The 16,803-nt window shown below is 61.4% G+C and carries 16 protein-coding genes; 14 read left to right on the top strand and 2 right to left on the bottom strand.

Annotation, left to right across the window (positions count from 1 at the left end):
* Positions 1-297 precede the first annotated feature (297 nt).
* From AC1M7R_RS12570 to AC1M7R_RS12515, 12 genes are all read left to right on the top strand, one after another.
* A complete protein-coding gene (locus AC1M7R_RS12570) occupies positions 298-1,290 on the top strand; it encodes a D-cysteine desulfhydrase (RefSeq protein WP_072397780.1) in 993 nt (330 codons plus the stop codon).
* Positions 1,291-1,596: 306 nt separating this feature from the next.
* Entirely contained in the window at positions 1,597-2,397 is an 801-nt protein-coding gene (gene tcyJ / locus AC1M7R_RS12565) for a cystine ABC transporter substrate-binding protein (RefSeq protein WP_072397716.1), read from the top strand.
* Positions 2,397-3,062, top strand: coding sequence for a cystine ABC transporter permease (tcyL, locus tag AC1M7R_RS12560; protein ID WP_014336021.1), 666 nt, complete (start codon positions 2,397-2,399; stop codon positions 3,060-3,062). Before tcyJ ends, tcyL begins: the two co-directional genes overlap by 1 nt.
* A gap of 3 nt (positions 3,063-3,065) precedes the next feature.
* Entirely contained in the window at positions 3,066-3,827 is a 762-nt protein-coding gene (tcyN, locus tag AC1M7R_RS12555; protein ID WP_490610442.1) for an L-cystine ABC transporter ATP-binding protein TcyN, read from the top strand.
* 486 nt (positions 3,828-4,313) lie between these two features.
* A complete protein-coding gene (locus AC1M7R_RS12550; protein ID WP_490610441.1) occupies positions 4,314-5,084 on the top strand; it encodes a hypothetical protein in 771 nt (256 codons plus the stop codon).
* 301 nt (positions 5,085-5,385) lie between these two features.
* Positions 5,386-6,627 carry an SfnB family sulfur acquisition oxidoreductase gene (locus AC1M7R_RS12545; protein WP_072397713.1) on the top strand — a complete coding sequence of 414 codons (1,242 nt, stop codon included), beginning with the start codon at positions 5,386-5,388 and terminating at the stop codon, positions 6,625-6,627.
* Between the two features lie 25 nt (positions 6,628-6,652).
* Positions 6,653-7,846 (top strand): SfnB family sulfur acquisition oxidoreductase, encoded by a 1,194-nt coding sequence (locus AC1M7R_RS12540; RefSeq protein ID WP_490610440.1) that lies wholly within the window; start codon positions 6,653-6,655, stop codon positions 7,844-7,846.
* Positions 7,846-9,204 carry an LLM class flavin-dependent oxidoreductase gene (locus AC1M7R_RS12535; RefSeq protein ID WP_072397711.1) on the top strand — a complete coding sequence of 453 codons (1,359 nt, stop codon included), beginning with the start codon at positions 7,846-7,848 and terminating at the stop codon, positions 9,202-9,204. The genes AC1M7R_RS12540 and AC1M7R_RS12535 overlap by 1 nt, the downstream gene beginning before the upstream one ends.
* Positions 9,205-9,274: 70 nt before the next feature.
* Entirely contained in the window at positions 9,275-10,084 is an 810-nt protein-coding gene (locus AC1M7R_RS12530) for a MetQ/NlpA family ABC transporter substrate-binding protein (RefSeq protein WP_490610439.1), read from the top strand.
* Positions 10,085-10,086: 2 nt separating this feature from the next.
* Positions 10,087-11,211: a methionine ABC transporter ATP-binding protein gene (locus AC1M7R_RS12525; RefSeq protein WP_490610438.1), complete on the top strand. Its 1,125-nt coding sequence runs from the start codon at positions 10,087-10,089 to the stop codon at positions 11,209-11,211.
* Complete coding sequence (locus tag AC1M7R_RS12520) at positions 11,201-11,845, top strand: methionine ABC transporter permease (protein WP_072459154.1); 645 nt, start codon at positions 11,201-11,203, stop codon at positions 11,843-11,845. The genes AC1M7R_RS12525 and AC1M7R_RS12520 overlap by 11 nt, the downstream gene beginning before the upstream one ends.
* Positions 11,846-11,942: 97 nt before the next feature.
* On the top strand, positions 11,943-12,572 hold the full coding sequence (locus tag AC1M7R_RS12515; RefSeq protein WP_072431794.1) for a class I SAM-dependent methyltransferase: 630 nt from the start codon (positions 11,943-11,945) through the stop codon (positions 12,570-12,572).
* 160 nt (positions 12,573-12,732) lie between these two features.
* Here AC1M7R_RS12515 and AC1M7R_RS12510 read toward each other — a convergent pair whose 3' ends face one another.
* Positions 12,733-13,299 (bottom strand): transporter substrate-binding domain-containing protein, encoded by a 567-nt coding sequence (locus tag AC1M7R_RS12510; protein WP_072431768.1) that lies wholly within the window; start codon positions 13,297-13,299, stop codon positions 12,733-12,735.
* Positions 13,300-13,431: 132 nt separating this feature from the next.
* Here AC1M7R_RS12510 and AC1M7R_RS12505 point away from each other — a divergent pair, with 132 nt between their 5' ends.
* Positions 13,432-13,857: a DUF4399 domain-containing protein gene (locus tag AC1M7R_RS12505; RefSeq protein WP_072397778.1), complete on the top strand. Its 426-nt coding sequence runs from the start codon at positions 13,432-13,434 to the stop codon at positions 13,855-13,857.
* A 111-nt stretch (positions 13,858-13,968) separates the two neighbouring features.
* Here the strand turns inward: AC1M7R_RS12505 and serA are convergent, their stop codons facing one another.
* A complete protein-coding gene (gene serA, locus AC1M7R_RS12500; RefSeq protein WP_072397706.1) occupies positions 13,969-15,198 on the bottom strand; it encodes a phosphoglycerate dehydrogenase in 1,230 nt (409 codons plus the stop codon).
* A 204-nt stretch (positions 15,199-15,402) separates the two neighbouring features.
* Here serA and AC1M7R_RS12495 point away from each other — a divergent pair, with 204 nt between their 5' ends.
* Positions 15,403-16,797: an FAD-binding oxidoreductase gene (locus AC1M7R_RS12495; RefSeq protein ID WP_072397705.1), complete on the top strand. Its 1,395-nt coding sequence runs from the start codon at positions 15,403-15,405 to the stop codon at positions 16,795-16,797.
* Positions 16,798-16,803 lie beyond the last annotated feature (6 nt).

Here is a 16,803-nt window from a genome sequence, read left to right as displayed (position 1 = left end):
GGGAGGGTATGACGTTGCCTGGCGAGCATTCGTTCAGTGCTCAAAAGACATGTGCCTACTGCCAAACACAACTCCCTGTGGGAGCGAGCTGGCTCGCGATGGCGGTCTGTCAGTCAATACAGAGGTCCACTGAACCACCGCTATCGCGAGCCAGCTCGCTCACACAGGTTTTCGGCGCTCGCAAATCATTCGAGTCCCCAATTCCGCGCCGGTTTACTTGAGAACAAATGATTGCCGGTTGCCCCTGAATATCGGCGTGCCTATAGTCCAGACATCGCCTACAACCAGTACGGACTCATGATCAAAGAACAGCTGTCTCGCTTTAACCGTCTCGACCTGCTCAGCCATCCGACACCGCTGGAAAAACTCGACCGCCTCTCCACCTGGCTCGGACGGGACGTCTATATCAAGCGCGACGACCTGACGCCCCTGGCCCTGGGCGGCAACAAGCTGCGCAAGCTCGAATACCTGGCCGCCGATGCCTTGGCCCAAGGTGCCGACACCCTCATTACCGGCGGCGCGATCCAGTCCAACCATGTGCGTCAGACCGCTGCGTTGGCGGCCAGGCTGGGCCTGGGTTGCGTCGCGCTGTTGGAAAACCCCATCGACAGCCAGGACAGCAATTACCTGGGCAACGGCAACCGGCTGCTGCTGGAGCTGTTCGACGCCAAGGTGGAACTGGTGGATAACCTGGACAACGCCGACGAGCAACTGCAAGCCCTGGCTGCCCGCCTGCGCAGCAATGGCAAGAAGCCGTACCTGGTTCCGATAGGCGGATCCAATGCCTTGGGTGCGCTGGGCTATGTGCGCGCGGGCCTGGAACTGGCCGAGCAGATCAAGGACACCGGTCTGACGTTCGCCGCCGTGGTACTGGCCTCGGGCAGCGCCGGCACCCACAGCGGCCTGGCCCTGGCCTTGAGCCAGGCCCTGCCGGAGCTCCCCGTGGTCGGCGTGACGGTTTCGCGCAGCGAAGAGGATCAGTTTCCCAAGGTCCAGGGGCTCGCCGAAGGCGTCGCCCAACTGCTCGATGTGGCGCTTCCGGAGGCCTTCAAGGTAAACCTCTGGGACGAGTATTTCGCCCCTCGCTACGGTGAGCCGAATGCCGGCACATTGGCGGCGATCAAGTTGCTGGCCAGCCAGGAAGGCCTCTTGCTGGACCCGGTCTATACCGGCAAGGCCATGGCCGGCCTGCTCGACGGCATTGGCCGCGACCGTTTCGACGACGGCCCTATCATCTTCCTGCACACCGGTGGCGCACCGGCGTTGTTTGCCTATGACGCAGTGTTCTGAAGATCTGGAAACCCTCAATGGGAGCGAGCTTGCTCGCGATCAGGGTGTGTCAGTTGATTGGAACTGGGCTGATCCATTGCTCTTGCAAGCAAGCTCGCTCCCATAGGAAGAAATTCCAAACAGGCATATAGGGTTGATTTAATATTATTTTCCAATCTATAAAAGCCAACTTATAGTCTCGCCGCAGGCGCATTTGCCGCGAGACGCCCAGGTTGCTTTGAGGCAGGATGTGGCAACCTTCTCGAATCGCGGCTACGCCTTATCTCAGCCAAAATATCTGTTCATAAGAAAACACAGGGGCTTGTCATGAATTTTTCCGCATTACGTCGCAACCTGTTGGTGGGTTCGCTGGGCCTGGCATTGAGCGCCGGGCTGCTGGGGCAAGCGGTTGCCGGTGAGCAACTGCAGAAAATCAAGGATGCCGGTGAAATCAAGATCGGCCTGGAAGGCACTTATCCACCGTTCAGCTTCGTTGATGACAGCGGCAAACTGACCGGCTTCGAAGTGGAGTTTTCCGAAGCGCTGGCCAAGGAACTGGGCGTGAAGGTCAAGCTGCAGACGACTCCATGGGCCGGCATCCTCGCGGCGCTGGAGTCCAAGCGGCTGGACGCTGTGGTCAACCAGGTAACCATCTCCGAGGAACGCAAGAAAAAATACGACTTCTCCGAGCCGTACACCGTTTCCGGGATTCAAGCGCTGGTACTGACCAAGAAAGCCGACGAGCTGAACATCAAGAAGGCCGCTGACCTGGACGGTAAAAAAGTCGGCGTGGGCCTGGGCACCAACTACGAGCAGTGGGTAAAAGCTGAAGTCCCCGGCGCCCAGGTCAAAACCTACGATGACGACCCCACCAAGTTCCAGGACCTGCGCGTTGGCCGTATCGATACCATCCTGATCGACCGTCTGGCCGCATTGGAATACGCCAAGAAAGCCAAGGACACCACCGTCACCAGCGAAGCCTTCTCCCGCCAGGAAGCCGGTATCGCCCTGCGCAAAGGCGAGCCTGAACTGTTGGCTGCCGTGAACAAGGCCATCGAGAAACTGCGCGCCGACGGTACGCTGAAGAAGCTCTCTGAAAAATACTTCAGCGCTGACGTCACGAAATAATGGAAGCAGCTCTTCAACTCGCACTGGACTCCGCGCCCTTTTTGCTCAAGGGCGCGTATTACACGGTCATCCTCAGCCTGGGTGGCATGTTTTTCGGCCTGCTGCTGGGGTTCGGCCTGGCGCTGATGCGCCTGTCGCGCTTCAAGCTGGTGAACTGGATCGCCCGCATCTACGTGTCGTTCTTTCGTGGCACGCCGTTGCTGGTGCAGTTGTTCGTGATCTATTACGGGTTGCCGCAACTGGGCATCGAGCTGGATCCGCTGCCCGCAGCCCTGATCGGTTTCTCGCTGAACATGGCTGCCTATGCGTGTGAAATCCTGCGGGCCGCCATCAGCTCCATCGAGCGCGGCCAGTGGGAAGCGGCGGCGAGCATCGGCATGACCCGCGCGCAGACCCTGCGCCGGGCCATCCTGCCCCAAGCCGCACGCACGGCCCTGCCTCCGCTGGGCAACAGCTTCATTTCCCTGGTCAAGGACACCGCGCTGGCGGCGACCATCCAGGTTCCGGAGCTGTTCCGCCAGGCGCAGTTGATCACCGCGCGAACCTTCGAAATCTTCACCATGTACCTTGCCGCCGCGCTGATCTATTGGGTTCTGGCCAGTGTGCTCTCGCACCTGCAGAACGTCCTGGAAGCCCGGGTAAATCGGCATGACCAGGAGTCCTGAGCCATGATTGTCGTGGAAAAACTGACAAAGCAGTTCAAGGGTCAGGTGGTACTCAACGGCATCGACCTGAAGATCGAAGAAGGCGAGGTGGTTGCGATCATCGGCCCCAGCGGCTCCGGCAAGACGACCTTCCTGCGCTGCCTGAACTTCCTCGAGGAGCCCAGCAGTGGTCGGATCAAGGTCGGCGATATTGAAATCGACGGCAGCCGTCCATTGAACCAGCAACAGGGCCTGGTGCGGCGTTTGCGCCAGCAGGTGGGCTTCGTTTTCCAGAACTTCAACCTGTTCCCGCATCGCACGGCCCTGGAGAACGTCACCGAGGGTCCGATTGTGGTCAAGAAGGTTCCTCGTGCCGACGCCGAAACCCTGGGTCGCAGACTCCTGGCCAAGGTCGGCCTGGCCGGCAAGGAAGACGCTTATCCGCGCCGGCTCTCCGGTGGCCAGCAGCAGCGAGTGGCCATTGCCCGGGCACTGGCGATGGAGCCGCAAGTGATTCTGTTCGACGAGCCGACCTCGGCCCTCGATCCGGAACTGGTGGGCGAAGTATTGGCGACCATTCGCGGCCTGGCCGAAGAAAAACGCACCATGGTCATCGTGACCCACGAAATGGGCTTCGCCCGGGACGTGGCGAACCGCGTGGTATTTTTCGACAAGGGCGTGATCGTGGAACAAGGCGAAGCCAAGGCCCTGTTCGCCGCTCCGAAGGAAGAACGGACGCGCCAGTTCCTGAGCAAGTTTCTTGCTGACGGGCGCATCGCCCAATAATCCATCGAAACTCGTCGTTACTTCCAGGGATGGAAGTTCGATCCAATGACTGACAAGCAAACCCCGCCCTTGCCTGCAACGCAACAAGTTGCAACTTAGCCTTGCCACACCGGTTATAAGCTGCGCGCCAACTATCTATATTTCGCCACGACTTCCCGCGATCTACTTCCTCAATCCGTGACCTTCCTCATGCCTAGGCCTGCGCCATCCCCGAGGAAAAGGCAACTTCGCTCCGCTTATTGCTGCCATCGTCGCGTAGGATATTTCTGAAGCCTCACATAATTAATTAATGGATAAACACCTCTATTGACACGACAACTATCGGACCTTTATCTAGAACCCAACAGGCGCTGGACATTATTTAATTCTTTGCGGCAATGGAACCGAAGGGACCGGTCGTGACCGCAATAAAAATTATGTCGTGATCAGAAAAGCCTTTGATTTTTCCGAAACGGATTTCGTTTAGCAGGTATCAAGGAGAACACCATGACATGTACGTCGAATCTTCCCGAACTGGCCGCGCCCTCCCTGGCCAATGCCAACCGTGCCGGTATCAACCTCGCCAGCGCTGCTCGCCTGGAGGTCGCCATCGCTGCTTCTCCCGGCATGGATGCCGGTGACTTGATCGAATTGTTCTGGGACAACTGCTACGTTGGCTCCCGCCTGCTGGCCGAAGCCGACCTGCACGACTGTGTCAGGTTGCGAGTGCCGGAGAGCTTCATCGTCAATGGAACCTCACGGGTCCACTACCGCGTCATGCGGGTCGGGCGCGGGCCGGCGCTGTCAGCAACGCTGCGGGTCCAGGCCAAGCTCGATTGTCCCGGGGGCCAGCCTTCGGCCCTGAGTGGCGATGAGAACCAGGGGCTGGCGCCGGTGCGCATACCGGGCACCATCCGACGCCAGGGCGTGAACCCGAGCCAGATCAAGCGCGGCGTCCCGCTGACCATCGAACCCTACCTGAACATGGCCGCCGACGATGCGATTACCCTGCGCTGGGGCGATGTGCGCATGGACCTGCCCCGGGTCAAGCCAGGCGAGGTAGGCCAGCCGATCAACATCTGGGTGCCGCCCCACATCATCCTTGAAGCGGGAGAAGACCTGCGCCTGGAGGTCACCTACTGCATCCTCGACCGGGTAGGCAACAATTCCCATTGGGCGCCACCCCGCACGTTGAAGATCGGTTGCACCAGTCTCTATCCGAAGCAAGCGCCGACGGAACCTCTCCGGGCCGCTGAACCGCGCCGCCACAGACCCTGATCCCCTGACTGGCGAGGGAAGTATCTGCACAAGGTTATGTAGCGCCCCGACCAGGGCGGCTACGGGGCCACGAGATAAACCCTCGCCAGGACGACTTGGCGAATCCACTCTATTGATATCCCTAAAAGTTATTTCAGAAATGATTTACGCACGTTTAGGGTATATGAACCGGACCACCGGACATTCTTTTCCGCCGCATTCATCGCGGCGTTTTCCTGAAATGTGAGGTGGGTATGGTACGGAACACAATCACCCCGGTGCAGAACGCCAAGGCACTGCCAGCCGCCACGGAGCGGCTGTGATGTCTGACCTGGCGCAAGCAAAGGTCCAGAGCGATCTGGACGTCGCACCACTGCTGTTGCCTGCACAAGTGCTGCGCAACGATGCCGAGGCCATCAAGGCCGCTCATGATCTGGCCCAGGTCGCTCGCCAGCAGGCTGCGCGGCGCGATCAACAGCGCAAGCTGCCCTGGTCGGAAATCGAACAGTTCACCCGCAGCGGGCTGGGCAGTATTTCCATCCCCCGCGAGTATGGTGGCCCGCAAGTCTCCTTCGTCACCCTTGCCGACGTTTTCGCGATCATCTCTGCGGCTGACCCGGCCCTGGGACAGATTCCACAGAACCAGTTCGGTGTTCTCCAACTGATCCTCGGCACCGGCACGCCACGGCAAAAGGAAATCCTCCTGCAGAGCGTCCTCGAAGGCTGGCGCATTGGCAACGCCGGGCCGGAACGCGGTACGCGCAATACCCTGGAACTCAAGGCCCGGATTACCGCCGACGGCGATGGCTTTGTCATCAATGGCCAGAAGTTCTATTCCACCGGCGCGCTGTTTGCCCACTGGGTGGCGGTCAAGGCACTGGATGACGAAGGCCGGCAGGTATTGGCGTTCGTGCGGCGCGGCACACCCGGCCTGAGGATCGTCGACGACTGGTCGGGTTTCGGCCAGCGCACCACGGCCAGCGGGACCGTGCTGCTGAACAACGTACGGGTGGATGCCGAGTTGGTGCTCGATAACTGGCGCATCAACGAAACCCCGAACATACAAGGCGCGATCTCGCAGCTGATCCAGGCGGCCATTGACGTCGGCATCGCCCGTGGCGCCATCGACGATGCCATTGCATTCGTGCGTGAACGGTCGCGTCCCTGGATCGATGCCAAGGTCGAGCGGGCCAGCGACGATCCGTATGTCATCGCCGACATCGGCAAGTTGAAGATCGACCTGCACGCCGCCGAAGCCCTGCTGCGCAAGGCCGGCCAGGTCCTGGACCAGGTCAGCGCCGCGCCCATCACCGCGCCACTGGCCGCCCGCGCTTCGATCGCCGTGGCCGAAGCCAAGGTGCTGAGCACCGAAATCGCCCTGCAAGCCAGCGAAAAGCTGTTCGAGCTGGCCGGCAGCCGCGCCACCCTCGCCGAATTCAACCTCGATCGTCACTGGCGCAACGCGCGCGTCCACACCCTGCATGACCCGGTGCGCTGGAAATACCACGCGATAGGCGCCTACCACCTGAACGGCACATTGCCGGCCCGGCATTCCTGGATCTGACGACCCGACTTCTGGAGTTACGCACATGACGCTTTCCCAACACGTCGCAGTGATCACCAGCGACGAACAAGCCCTGATCGTCGCCAGCGACCTGGCCGAAGATTTCAAGCGCGACAGCGCCTTGCGCGACCGCGAGCGCCGCCTGCCCTACCCTGAACTGGAGGCGTTTTCCCGCTCCGGCCTGTGGGGCATCAGCGTACCCCGGGAATATGGCGGCGCCGGTGTTTCCAGTGTCACGCTGGCCAGGGTGGTGGCCCTGATCGCACGGGCAGATGGCTCACTGGGGCAGATTCCGCAAAACCATTTCTACGCGGTGGAAGTCCTGCGGGTGAACGGCAGCGAAGCGCAGAAACGCCGCCTCTACGCCGAAGTGCTGGCCGGGCAGCGGTTCGGCAACGCCTTGGCGGAACTCGGAACCCGGACTGCCCACGACCGCACCACCCAACTGCGCCGCGACGGCGGCGGTTATCGCATCAACGGGCGCAAGTTCTACGCCACGGGAGCGATCTACGCTCAGCGCATCCCCACGTCGGTGGTGGATGAAAACGGCGTGCAGCAGTTGGCGTTCGTCCCGCGGGACAGCAAGGGGCTGTCGGTCATCGACGACTGGAGCGGCTTCGGCCAGCGCACCACCGGCAGCGGTTCGGTGGTGTTTGAAGATGTCTGGGTCGAGGCCGAGGACATCGTGCCGTTCCAGAGCGCCTTCGAGCGCCCCACGCCGGTCGGTCCACTGGCGCAGGTCCTCCACGCCGCGATCGATACCGGCATCGCCCGCGCCGCTTACGAAGACGCCTTGCATTTTGTCCGCAGCAAGACCCGGCCGTGGATCGATGCCACCAGCGATATCGCCACCGAAGATCCACTCACCCTCAAGAGCTTCGGCCAGTTGGGCAGCCGCCTGCATGCCGCCGAGGCGTTGCTGGAGCGCGCTGGCGAGTTTCTCGACCGGGCCCAGGCCGACCCTCATGCCGAAACGGTCGCCGCGGCCTCGATTGCCGTGGCTGAAGCCCGGGCCATCAGCACCGAGGTTTCCCTGGCCATCGGTAGCACATTGTTCGAGCTGGCCGGCAGCCAGGCAACCCTGGTCGAACACGGCCTGGATCGTCACTGGCGCAACGCCCGGGTGCACACCCTCCACGACCCGGTGCGCTGGAAATATCACGCCGTGGGCAATTTCTACCTCAACGATGAGAAACCGCCGCTGCGAGGAACCATCTGATGGCGCAGGGCAAGAAGAAGATCCTGCTCAATGCGTTCAACATGAACTGCATCGGGCACATCAACCATGGCTTGTGGACTCACCCTCAGGACACGTCGACCCAGTACAACACCCTCGAATACTGGACCGGCCTGGCACAACTGCTGGAGCGCGGGTTGTTCGACGGCTTGTTCATCGCCGATGTGGTGGGCGTCTACGACGTCTACCAGCAATCGGTGGAGGTCACCCTCAAGGAGTCGATCCAGCTGCCGGTGAACGATCCCCTGCTGCTGGTCTCGGCGATGGCGGCTGCCACCCGCCACCTGGGGTTCGGCCTCACCGCCAACCTGACCTATGAGCCGCCGTACCTGTTCGCCCGGCGCATGAGCACCCTCGACCATCTGAGTCGCGGCCGGGTCGGCTGGAACATCGTCACCGGCTACCTGGACAGCGCCGCCCGGGCCATGGGCCTGGCCGCCCAGGTCGAACATGACCGCCGCTACGACCAGGCCGATGAATACCTGCAAGTGCTCTACAAGCTCTGGGAAGGCAGTTGGGAAAACGACGCGGTGCTCAACGACCGGCAGCGGCGGATCTACGCCCAACCGGAAAAAGTGCACAAGGTCCGGCACCAGGGCGAGTTCTACCAGGTCGAGGGCTACCACCTGTGCGAACCGTCGCCCCAGCGCACGCCAGTGTTGTTCCAGGCCGGCAGTTCGGAGCGCGGCCTGGCGTTCGCCGGGCGGCATGCCGAGTGTGTCTTCATCAGTGGCCAGGACAAGGCCGCGACCAGGAAGCAGGTGGACAAGGTACGCGCCAGCGCCGTCCAGGCCGGGCGCAATCCCGAGGACATCAAGGTGTTCATGGGCCTGAACGTGATTGTCGGCGAGACCGAAGCGGCAGCCTGGGCCAAACATGCCGAGTACCTGGGCTACGCCAGTGCCGAGGCCGGGGTCGCACATTTTTCCGCGTCGACCGGCATCGATTTTTCCCGGTATGAACTGGACGAGCCGATCCAGTACGTGAAGAGCAACGCCATCCAGTCCGCCACCCGGATCCTGCAGGCCAACGACTGGACCCGGCGCAAGCTCCTGGAGCAACACGCCCTGGGGGGACGCTACATCACCGTGGTCGGTTCGCCCGGGCAGGTGGCCGACGAGCTGGAATCCTGGGTCGCCGAGGCCGGTCTGGATGGCTTCAACCTGACCCGCATCGTGACGCCCCAGAGCTATGTGGATTTCATCGACCTGGTGATTCCCGAGCTGCAGCGACGCGGGTCGTACAAGACCGAATACGACGACGGCACCCTGCGGGAAAAACTGTTCCGCACGGGGGCGCATTTGCCCGAACGACACACCGGTTCGACCTACCGACACTGACCCGTTCGGACCGAGAACAGGGTGGACCACGAAAGTACACACTTCACCATAAATGACTGGAATTACCGACATGACCATGCAACGCCTGACCCTGCCAGTCAAAGCACTGGCCCTGGCCCTCGGCCTGTTCAGCTCGGCGCTGTTCGCCGCCGACGCACCGTTGAAGATCGGCACCACCGCTGCGTTCGCCATTCCCCTGGAAGCTGCCGTGGAGGAGGCCGGCAAGCAGGGCCTGAAGGTCGAGCTGGTGGAGTTCAGCGACTGGATCGCGCCCAACGTCAGCCTGGCCTCCGGCGATATCGACGTGAATTATTTCCAGCACATTCCGTTCCTGGAAAACGCCAAGGCCGCCGCCGGTTTTGACCTGGTGCCGTTCGCCCCGGGGATCATCAACAACGTCGGTCTTTATTCGAAGCGCTTCAACAGCTTCGACGAACTGCCCGAAGGCGCAAGCGTCGCCATCGCCAACGACCCGATCAACAGCGGCCGCGGCTTGCAATTGCTGGCCAAGGCCGGGCTGATCACCCTCAAGCCAGGCGTGGGCTACAAGGCCACCGAAGAAGACATCGGGGCCAATCCGAAGAAACTCCGGATCCTGCAAGTCGAGGCCGTGCAACTGGTGCGGGCCTATGAAGACGCCGACCTGGTGCAGGGCTACCCCGCCTACATCCGCCTGGCGAACACCTTCGACGCCACTTCCGCCCTGCTGTTCGACGGACTCGACCACAAGGAATACGTCATCCAGTTCGTGATCCAGCCCAAGAGCAAGGACGACCCACGGCTGATCAAGTTCGTCGACATCTACCAACATTCGCCCGCCGTGCGCGCAGCCCTGGACAAAGCCCATGGCAAGCTCTACCAGGCCGGCTGGGAAGGTTGACCATGAATGCCATCAATGCTCGACTCAGGCTTGAAACACCCCCTCTCCAGAGCGCCGAACACACCGAGCTGCATCCGCAATTGAACCGCGCCCATGTGCGCTTCATCGGCGTAGGCAAGACCTACAGCGGCAGCCAAGGGCCGGTGGCCGCGCTGCAGGGCATCGACCTGGCGATCCAGCGCGGCGAAGTGTTCGGCATCATCGGCCGCAGCGGGGCCGGCAAGTCTTCGCTGATCCGCACGATCAATCGCCTCGAACAGCCCACCAGCGGTCGCGTGCTGATCGATCAGGTGGACATCGGCGGATTCGATGAGGACCAGTTGGTAGCGCTGCGTCGACGTGTCGGCATGATCTTCCAGCACTTCAACCTGATGTCGGCCAAGACCGTATGGCAGAACGTCGAGCTGCCCCTCAAGGTGGCCGGCGTGCCCAAGGCGCAGCGCCAGCGCAAAGTCCATGAACTGCTGGAGCTGGTGGGCCTGCAAGGCAAGCACAAGGCCTACCCGGCGCAGCTGTCGGGTGGCCAGAAACAGCGGGTAGGCATCGCCAGGGCCCTGGTGCACGATCCGCAGATCCTGCTTTGCGACGAGGCCACCTCGGCCCTGGACCCGCAGACCACCCAGTCGATCCTGGCCCTGCTGCGCCAGATCAATCGACGGCTGGGCCTGACCATCGTGCTGATCACTCATGAGATGGCGGTGATCCGGGAGGTCTGCGACCGCGTGGTGGTGCTCGATCAAGGTCGAATCGTCGAACAGGGACCGGTCTGGGAAGTGTTCGGCAACCCGCGACATGAAGTCAGCCGGACACTGCTGGCCCCATTGCAACAGGCCCTGCCAGACGAACTGCAAGGCCGCCTGCAAGCGCAACCGGCGTCGGCGGATGCCGCTGCGGTGCTGCGCCTGCAATTCACCGGCACGGGGCATGACGAACCGGACCTCGCCGCCTTGTTCAGCACCTTGGGCGGACGGGTGCGATTGCTCCAGGGCGGCATCGAACGGATCCAGGGGCACGGTCTCGGACAATTGCTGCTGGCGGTAAGCGGCTCGGCGTGGAATGTCGAGCAATTGCGCGAGCGGGCCGGCCGGTGGGCACAGCGAGTGGAGGTGTTGGGTTATGTGGTTTGATCGGTTATTGCAGGGTCTGGTCGATACGTTCCTGATGGTGGGCGTGTCGTCGCTGATCGCGCTACTGGCGGGCATTCCGCTGGCGGTGATCCTGGTCACCAGCGGCAAGGGCGGGATCTACGAAGCGCCGGCGCTGAACCGCGCCCTCGGTGCGTTCGTGAACCTGTTCCGCTCGATCCCCTTCCTGATCCTGATGGTGGCACTGATCCCGTTCACCCGGTGGGTCGTCGGCACCACTTACGGCGTATGGGCCGCCGTGGTGCCACTGACCATCGCCGCCACGCCGTTCTTCGCCCGCATCGCGGAAGTCAGCCTTCGGGAAGTGGACCACGGCCTGATCGAGGCCGCCCAGGCCATGGGTTGCCGGCGCAGGCATATCGTCTGGCATGTATTGCTGCCCGAAGCGCTGCCAGGCATCGTCGCGGGGTTCACCATTACCCTGGTGACCATGATCAACTCCTCGGCCATGGCCGGAGCGATCGGTGCCGGCGGCCTGGGCGACATCGCCTACCGTTACGGCTACCAGCGTTTCGACAGCCAGGTCATGCTCACGGTCATCGTGCTGCTGGTGATGCTGGTGGCGCTGATCCAACTGAGCGGGGATCGACTGGCGCGGCGGCTGAACAAGCGCTGAGTCAAATGAGGGCGCAACCTGCAGGAACGCGGCTCCTGCAGGTGACGCGCTCATGATGCGGTATAGTCGGCCCCTGATCCCAATCAAGCCAGTGGCCATGAAACACACACCCGACGACCTGCGCGCCATCACCACCACGACCCTGGGCCACTACACTGCCGTGGCCGAAAGCTTCCGCGAAGGGACCCGTGACCACGACGTCAGCCAGAACATCGATGCGCTGCTGCGGCATATCCAGGGCCCGGCCCCCTTCCACATTCTCGATTTCGGCTGCGGCCCCGGTCGTGACCTGCAGACGTTCACGCGCATGGGCCATGTCGCGATCGGCCTCGATGGTTCACCGGCATTCGCCCGTATGGCGCGCCAGGACAGTGGCTGCGAAGTGTGGCAACAGGACTTCCTGGAACTCGACCTGCCGGACGAGCGCTTCGACGGGATCTTCGCCAACGCCGTCCTGTTCCATATTCCCGTCCAGGAACTGCCCCGGGTGCTCAAGCAGTTGCGCGCCACGCTCAAGCCCGGCGGCGTGCTGTTCAGCTCCAACCCACGGGGTGAAAACCAGGAAGGCTGGAACGGCCAGCGTTTCGGCGCCTACCATGACCTCGCGGCCTGGCGCGCCTTGCTCACGGAGGCGGGCTTCGTGGAGCTGGAGCACTACTACCGGCCGGCGGGGTTGCCACGGGAACAACAGCCTTGGTTGGCAAGTGTCTGGCGCAGGCCTGCTTAGGATTGGAGGACGCCATCGCGAGCAAGCTCGCTCCCACACTCGACCCGTCGTGAACTCATGATCGGTGAGCACCGCAGCTCCAGTTTGGGAGCGAGCTTGCTCGCGATAGCGGTCCAACAGTCAATGAAGCTTGATGGTTTAGCCTCATCGCCTGGAAGCTTCACTCCTGTTTTTTCAACCACTTCTGCGACAGCTGCTCCAGCCTCCCGTCCTCCTTGATACGCGTCAACGCGTTGTCCAGGCTGGCCTTGAATGCCGGATTGCCCTTCTGGAACGGAATCACCAGGCTTGGCGCAGGCTCGTTCTCTTCCTCCGGCTGGAACGACTGCGCCATCACCAAGGGACGTTGCTCCGGCTCCTTGCTCGCCAACAATCGAGCATCCGGTTGACTGTACGTGGCGCTGGTATCGAAACGTTCTGCCAGTTCCGGGGTCAGTGCTATGTGGTTGATGGCGACATCGTATTTGCCACTTTCCACGCCGCTCAAGAGGTCTGCGGCATCGGTCACCACGAAATCGGCACGGACATCGAGTTCACCGGCCAGCATCTGGCCCAGCTCCACTTCAAAACCGGTGAGCTTGCCGTCTTCCTTGAAGTTGAACGGGGCCGTGTCGGCTTCGAGGGCAATGCGCAGTTCACCGCGGTCGTTGATATCGTCGATCAGCTCGGCATGGGCCAAGGGGCTCAAAAGGGGTAGCAGGCAAATCAGGCCAGGCAGAAAGCGCATGGTCGCTCCTTTGAATTTGTACAAGCGACGCTCGTTCAGGCTCGCTTTGCTATGGTTGTCGCAGGCTTCGACAACGAATGGTCATGAAGTTGTCATGGCCAGGCGGATTTCATGGAAAAACTGGAGAAGAAAATGAAAAGCTTTATGTCACGTGCAGTGTTGACTGGCCTGTTGTTGGGGACTTCGATGCTGGCTGTAGCGGCGACCCCCGCTCCAAAAGGCGCGCAAGTATTCATCGTTTCCCCGGAAGACGGCGCCACCGTTCCCCAGGAGTTCAAGGTCAAGTTCGGGGTAAAGGGCATTGCCCTGGCCCCAGCCGGTGATGTGACAAAGAACACCGGGCACCACCATCTGCTGGTCGATGTGGACAAACTGCCCGCCGCGGGTGCGCCGATCCCCACCGACGCCAACCACATGCACTTCGGCAAGGCACAGACCGAAGCCACCATCAAGCTGGCCCCGGGCAAACATACCTTGCAGCTGGAACTGGGCGATACCGGTCATATCCCGTTCGAACCCCCGATCGTATCCAAGAAAATCACGGTGAACGTGAAGTAACACGAGAACTGCTGCCACGGCATGCCTGGTGTCAGGCAAAAAAAACGGGAGCCCCTTGCAAGGCTCCCGTTTTTTATCGCAGGCCAATCTCCAGCTTGCAGCTCAGCCGCCTCAGAACAGCACGCGGCAGCGGATGGTGCCGTTGACGTGTTGCAGCTTCTCCTGGGCCAGGTCCGAGTATTCGGCATCGACGTCGATCACGACGTAGCCGACTTTCTCGTTGGTCTGCAGGAACTGACCGGAAATGTTGATGCCGTTTTCGGCGAAGACCTTGTTGATCTCGCTCATCACGCCCGGGATGTTCTCGTGGATGTGCAGCAGGCGGTGCTTGCCAGGGTGTGCCGGCAGGGCCACTTCCGGGAAGTTGACCGACGACACCGAAGTACCGTTGTCGCTGTACTTGACCAGTTTTTCCGCCACTTCCAGACCGATGTTGGCCTGGGCCTCGGCGGTGGAACCACCGATGTGCGGGGTCAGGATCACGTTGTCCAGGCCACGCAGCGGGCTTTCGAAGATATCGTCGTTGGAGCGGGGCTCCACTGGGAACACGTCGATGGCGGCGCCGATCAGGTGCTTGTCCTTGATCGCCTCGGCCAGGGCCTCGAGCTTGACCACGGTGCCACGCGCGGCGTTGATCAGGATGCCGCCCTTCTTGATCGCACGGATTTCCTTCTCGCCGATCATCCACTGGGTCGCCGGGGTTTCCGGAACGTGCAGGGTGACGATGTCGGACATACCCAGCAACTCGTGCAGGTCATTGACCTGGGTGGCATTGCCCAACGGCAGCTTGGTCACGGTGTCGTAGAAGAACACCTGCATGCCCAGGCCTTCGGCCAGGACAGACAGTTGGGTGCCGATCGAGCCATAGCCGACGATACCCAGCTTCTTGCCGCGGATCTCGAAGGAGTTGGCGGCACTCTTGATCCAGCCGCCACGGTGGCAGGAAGCGTTTTTCTCGGGGATACCGCGCAGCAGCAGGATCGCTTCGGCCAGCACCAGCTCGGCGACGGAACGGGTGTTGGAGTACGGTGCATTGAACACCGCGATACCGCGCTCGCGGGCCGCGTCGAGGTCAACCTGGTTGGTGCCGATGCAGAAGCAGCCGACCGCTACCAGTTTCTTGGCGTGGTCGAAGATCTCTTCGGTCAATTGGGTACGGGAGCGAATGCCGATGAAGTGAGCATCGGCGATCTTTTCCTTGAGCTGGGCTTCCGGCAGAGAACTGGTGATGTACTCGATGCTGGTGTAGCCCGCCGACTTGAGGACGTCGACAGCCGATTGGTGGACGCCTTCGAGAAGAAGGAACTTGATCTTGCTCTTATCGAGAGAAGTCTTGCTCATCTGCGTAAACCTGTGTCCCGGAGAAAAATGGCAGGGAATCGGACAGCGCATGCTGGCCCGACGGCATGACCGCCGTCGCCGCAGTACAGCCGTTGGGCACTACGCTGCGGGGTCGGTATGCTAGCATATGCACCCCGCTAAACACTCATTCCTGCGACGTGAAGCGTTCTCAGGATGACCATGAATTGTTCGAGAGTTCTGTCGATGACCAATCCTTCCCGGATAGATGAACTGAAGACCTTGGTTGAACCTGGCAAGGTCTTGACCGACGCCGACTCCCTGAACGCTTATGGCAAGGATTGGACCAAACACTTCGCCCCCGCCCCCACCGCCATCGTCTTCCCCAAGACGATCGAGCAGGTCCAGGCCATCGTCCGCTGGGCCAACGAGCACAAGGTCGCCCTGGTACCGTCGGGCGGACGCACCGGGCTCTCGGCCGCAGCCGTGGCGGCCAACGGTGAAGTGGTGGTGTCTTTCGACTACATGAACCAGATCCTCGACGTGAACCTCACCGATCGCACTGCGGTGTGCCAGCCAGGCGTGGTCACCGAACAGTTGCAGAACAAGGCCGAAGAGCACGGCCTGTATTATCCAGTGGATTTCGCATCGGCCGGATCCAGCCAGATTGGCGGCAATATCGGCACCAATGCCGGCGGTATCAAGGTCATTCGCTATGGCATGACCCGAAACTGGGTCGCGGGCCTGAAAGTCGTCACCGGCAAGGGCGACCTGCTGGAACTGAACAAGGACCTGATCAAGAACGCCACCGGCTATGACCTGCGGCAGTTGTTCATCGGTGCCGAGGGCACCCTCGGTTTCGTGGTCGAAGCCACCATGCGCCTGGACCGGGCGCCGAAGAACCTCACAGCGATGGTACTCGGCACCCCGGACTTCGACTCGATCATGCCGGTGCTCCACGCATTCCAAGGCAAGCTCGACCTGACCGCATTCGAATTTTTCTCCGACAAGGCTCTGGCCAAGGTCCTGGGCCGGGGCGACGTACCGGCGCCGTTCGAGACCGAATGCCCGTTCTACGCCTTGCTGGAATTCGAAGCCACTACCGAAGACGTCGCCAATCACGCCCTGGAAACCTTCGAGCACTGTGTGGAACAGGGCTGGGTACTGGACGGCGTGATGAGCCAGAGCGAAACCCAGCTGCAGAACCTGTGGAAACTGCGCGAGTACATCTCCGAAACCATTTCCCACTGGACACCCTACAAGAACGACATCTCGGTGACCGTCTCGAAGGTGCCGGGATTCCTGCGGGAAATAGATGCGATCGTCGGCGAACACTATCCAGACTTCGAAATCGTCTGGTTCGGTCACATTGGCGACGGTAACCTGCACCTGAATATCCTCAAGCCGGAAAACCTCGAGAAGGATGAATTCTTCGCCAAATGCGCCACCGTGAACAAATGGGTCTTTGAAACGGTGGAGAAGTACAACGGCTCGATTTCCGCGGAACACGGCGTAGGCATGACCAAGCGTGACTACCTGACCTACAGCCGCTCACCGGTCGAGATCGAATACATGAAAGCCGTCAAGGCAGCGTTCGATCCGAACGGCATCATGAACCCGGGCAAGATCTTCGCTGTTTGAATCAAC

The sequence above is a fragment of the Pseudomonas sp. MS01C9 genome (assembly GCF_058202755.1).
This window is presented reverse-complemented; position numbering and strand designations above follow the sequence as displayed.

Excerpts from the sequence above, each read along its gene's own strand:
- AC1M7R_RS12570 (WP_072397780.1), top strand. The coding sequence starts at position 298 with ATGATCAAAGAACAGCTGTCTCGCTTTAACCGTCTCGACCTGCTCAGC.
- tcyJ (WP_072397716.1), top strand. The coding sequence starts at position 1,597 with ATGAATTTTTCCGCATTACGTCGCAACCTGTTGGTGGGTTCGCTGGGC.
- tcyL (WP_014336021.1), top strand. The coding sequence starts at position 2,397 with ATGGAAGCAGCTCTTCAACTCGCACTGGACTCCGCGCCCTTTTTGCTC.
- tcyN (WP_490610442.1), top strand. The coding sequence starts at position 3,066 with ATGATTGTCGTGGAAAAACTGACAAAGCAGTTCAAGGGTCAGGTGGTA.
- AC1M7R_RS12550 (WP_490610441.1), top strand. The coding sequence starts at position 4,314 with ATGACATGTACGTCGAATCTTCCCGAACTGGCCGCGCCCTCCCTGGCC.
- AC1M7R_RS12545 (WP_072397713.1), top strand. The coding sequence starts at position 5,386 with ATGTCTGACCTGGCGCAAGCAAAGGTCCAGAGCGATCTGGACGTCGCA.
- AC1M7R_RS12540 (WP_490610440.1), top strand. The coding sequence starts at position 6,653 with ATGACGCTTTCCCAACACGTCGCAGTGATCACCAGCGACGAACAAGCC.
- AC1M7R_RS12535 (WP_072397711.1), top strand. The coding sequence starts at position 7,846 with ATGGCGCAGGGCAAGAAGAAGATCCTGCTCAATGCGTTCAACATGAAC.
- AC1M7R_RS12530 (WP_490610439.1), top strand. The coding sequence starts at position 9,275 with ATGACCATGCAACGCCTGACCCTGCCAGTCAAAGCACTGGCCCTGGCC.
- AC1M7R_RS12525 (WP_490610438.1), top strand. The coding sequence starts at position 10,087 with ATGAATGCCATCAATGCTCGACTCAGGCTTGAAACACCCCCTCTCCAG.
- AC1M7R_RS12520 (WP_072459154.1), top strand. The coding sequence starts at position 11,201 with ATGTGGTTTGATCGGTTATTGCAGGGTCTGGTCGATACGTTCCTGATG.
- AC1M7R_RS12515 (WP_072431794.1), top strand. The coding sequence starts at position 11,943 with ATGAAACACACACCCGACGACCTGCGCGCCATCACCACCACGACCCTG.
- AC1M7R_RS12510 (WP_072431768.1), bottom strand. The coding sequence starts at position 13,299 with ATGCGCTTTCTGCCTGGCCTGATTTGCCTGCTACCCCTTTTGAGCCCC.
- AC1M7R_RS12505 (WP_072397778.1), top strand. The coding sequence starts at position 13,432 with ATGAAAAGCTTTATGTCACGTGCAGTGTTGACTGGCCTGTTGTTGGGG.
- serA (WP_072397706.1), bottom strand. The coding sequence starts at position 15,198 with ATGAGCAAGACTTCTCTCGATAAGAGCAAGATCAAGTTCCTTCTTCTC.
- AC1M7R_RS12495 (WP_072397705.1), top strand. The coding sequence starts at position 15,403 with ATGACCAATCCTTCCCGGATAGATGAACTGAAGACCTTGGTTGAACCT.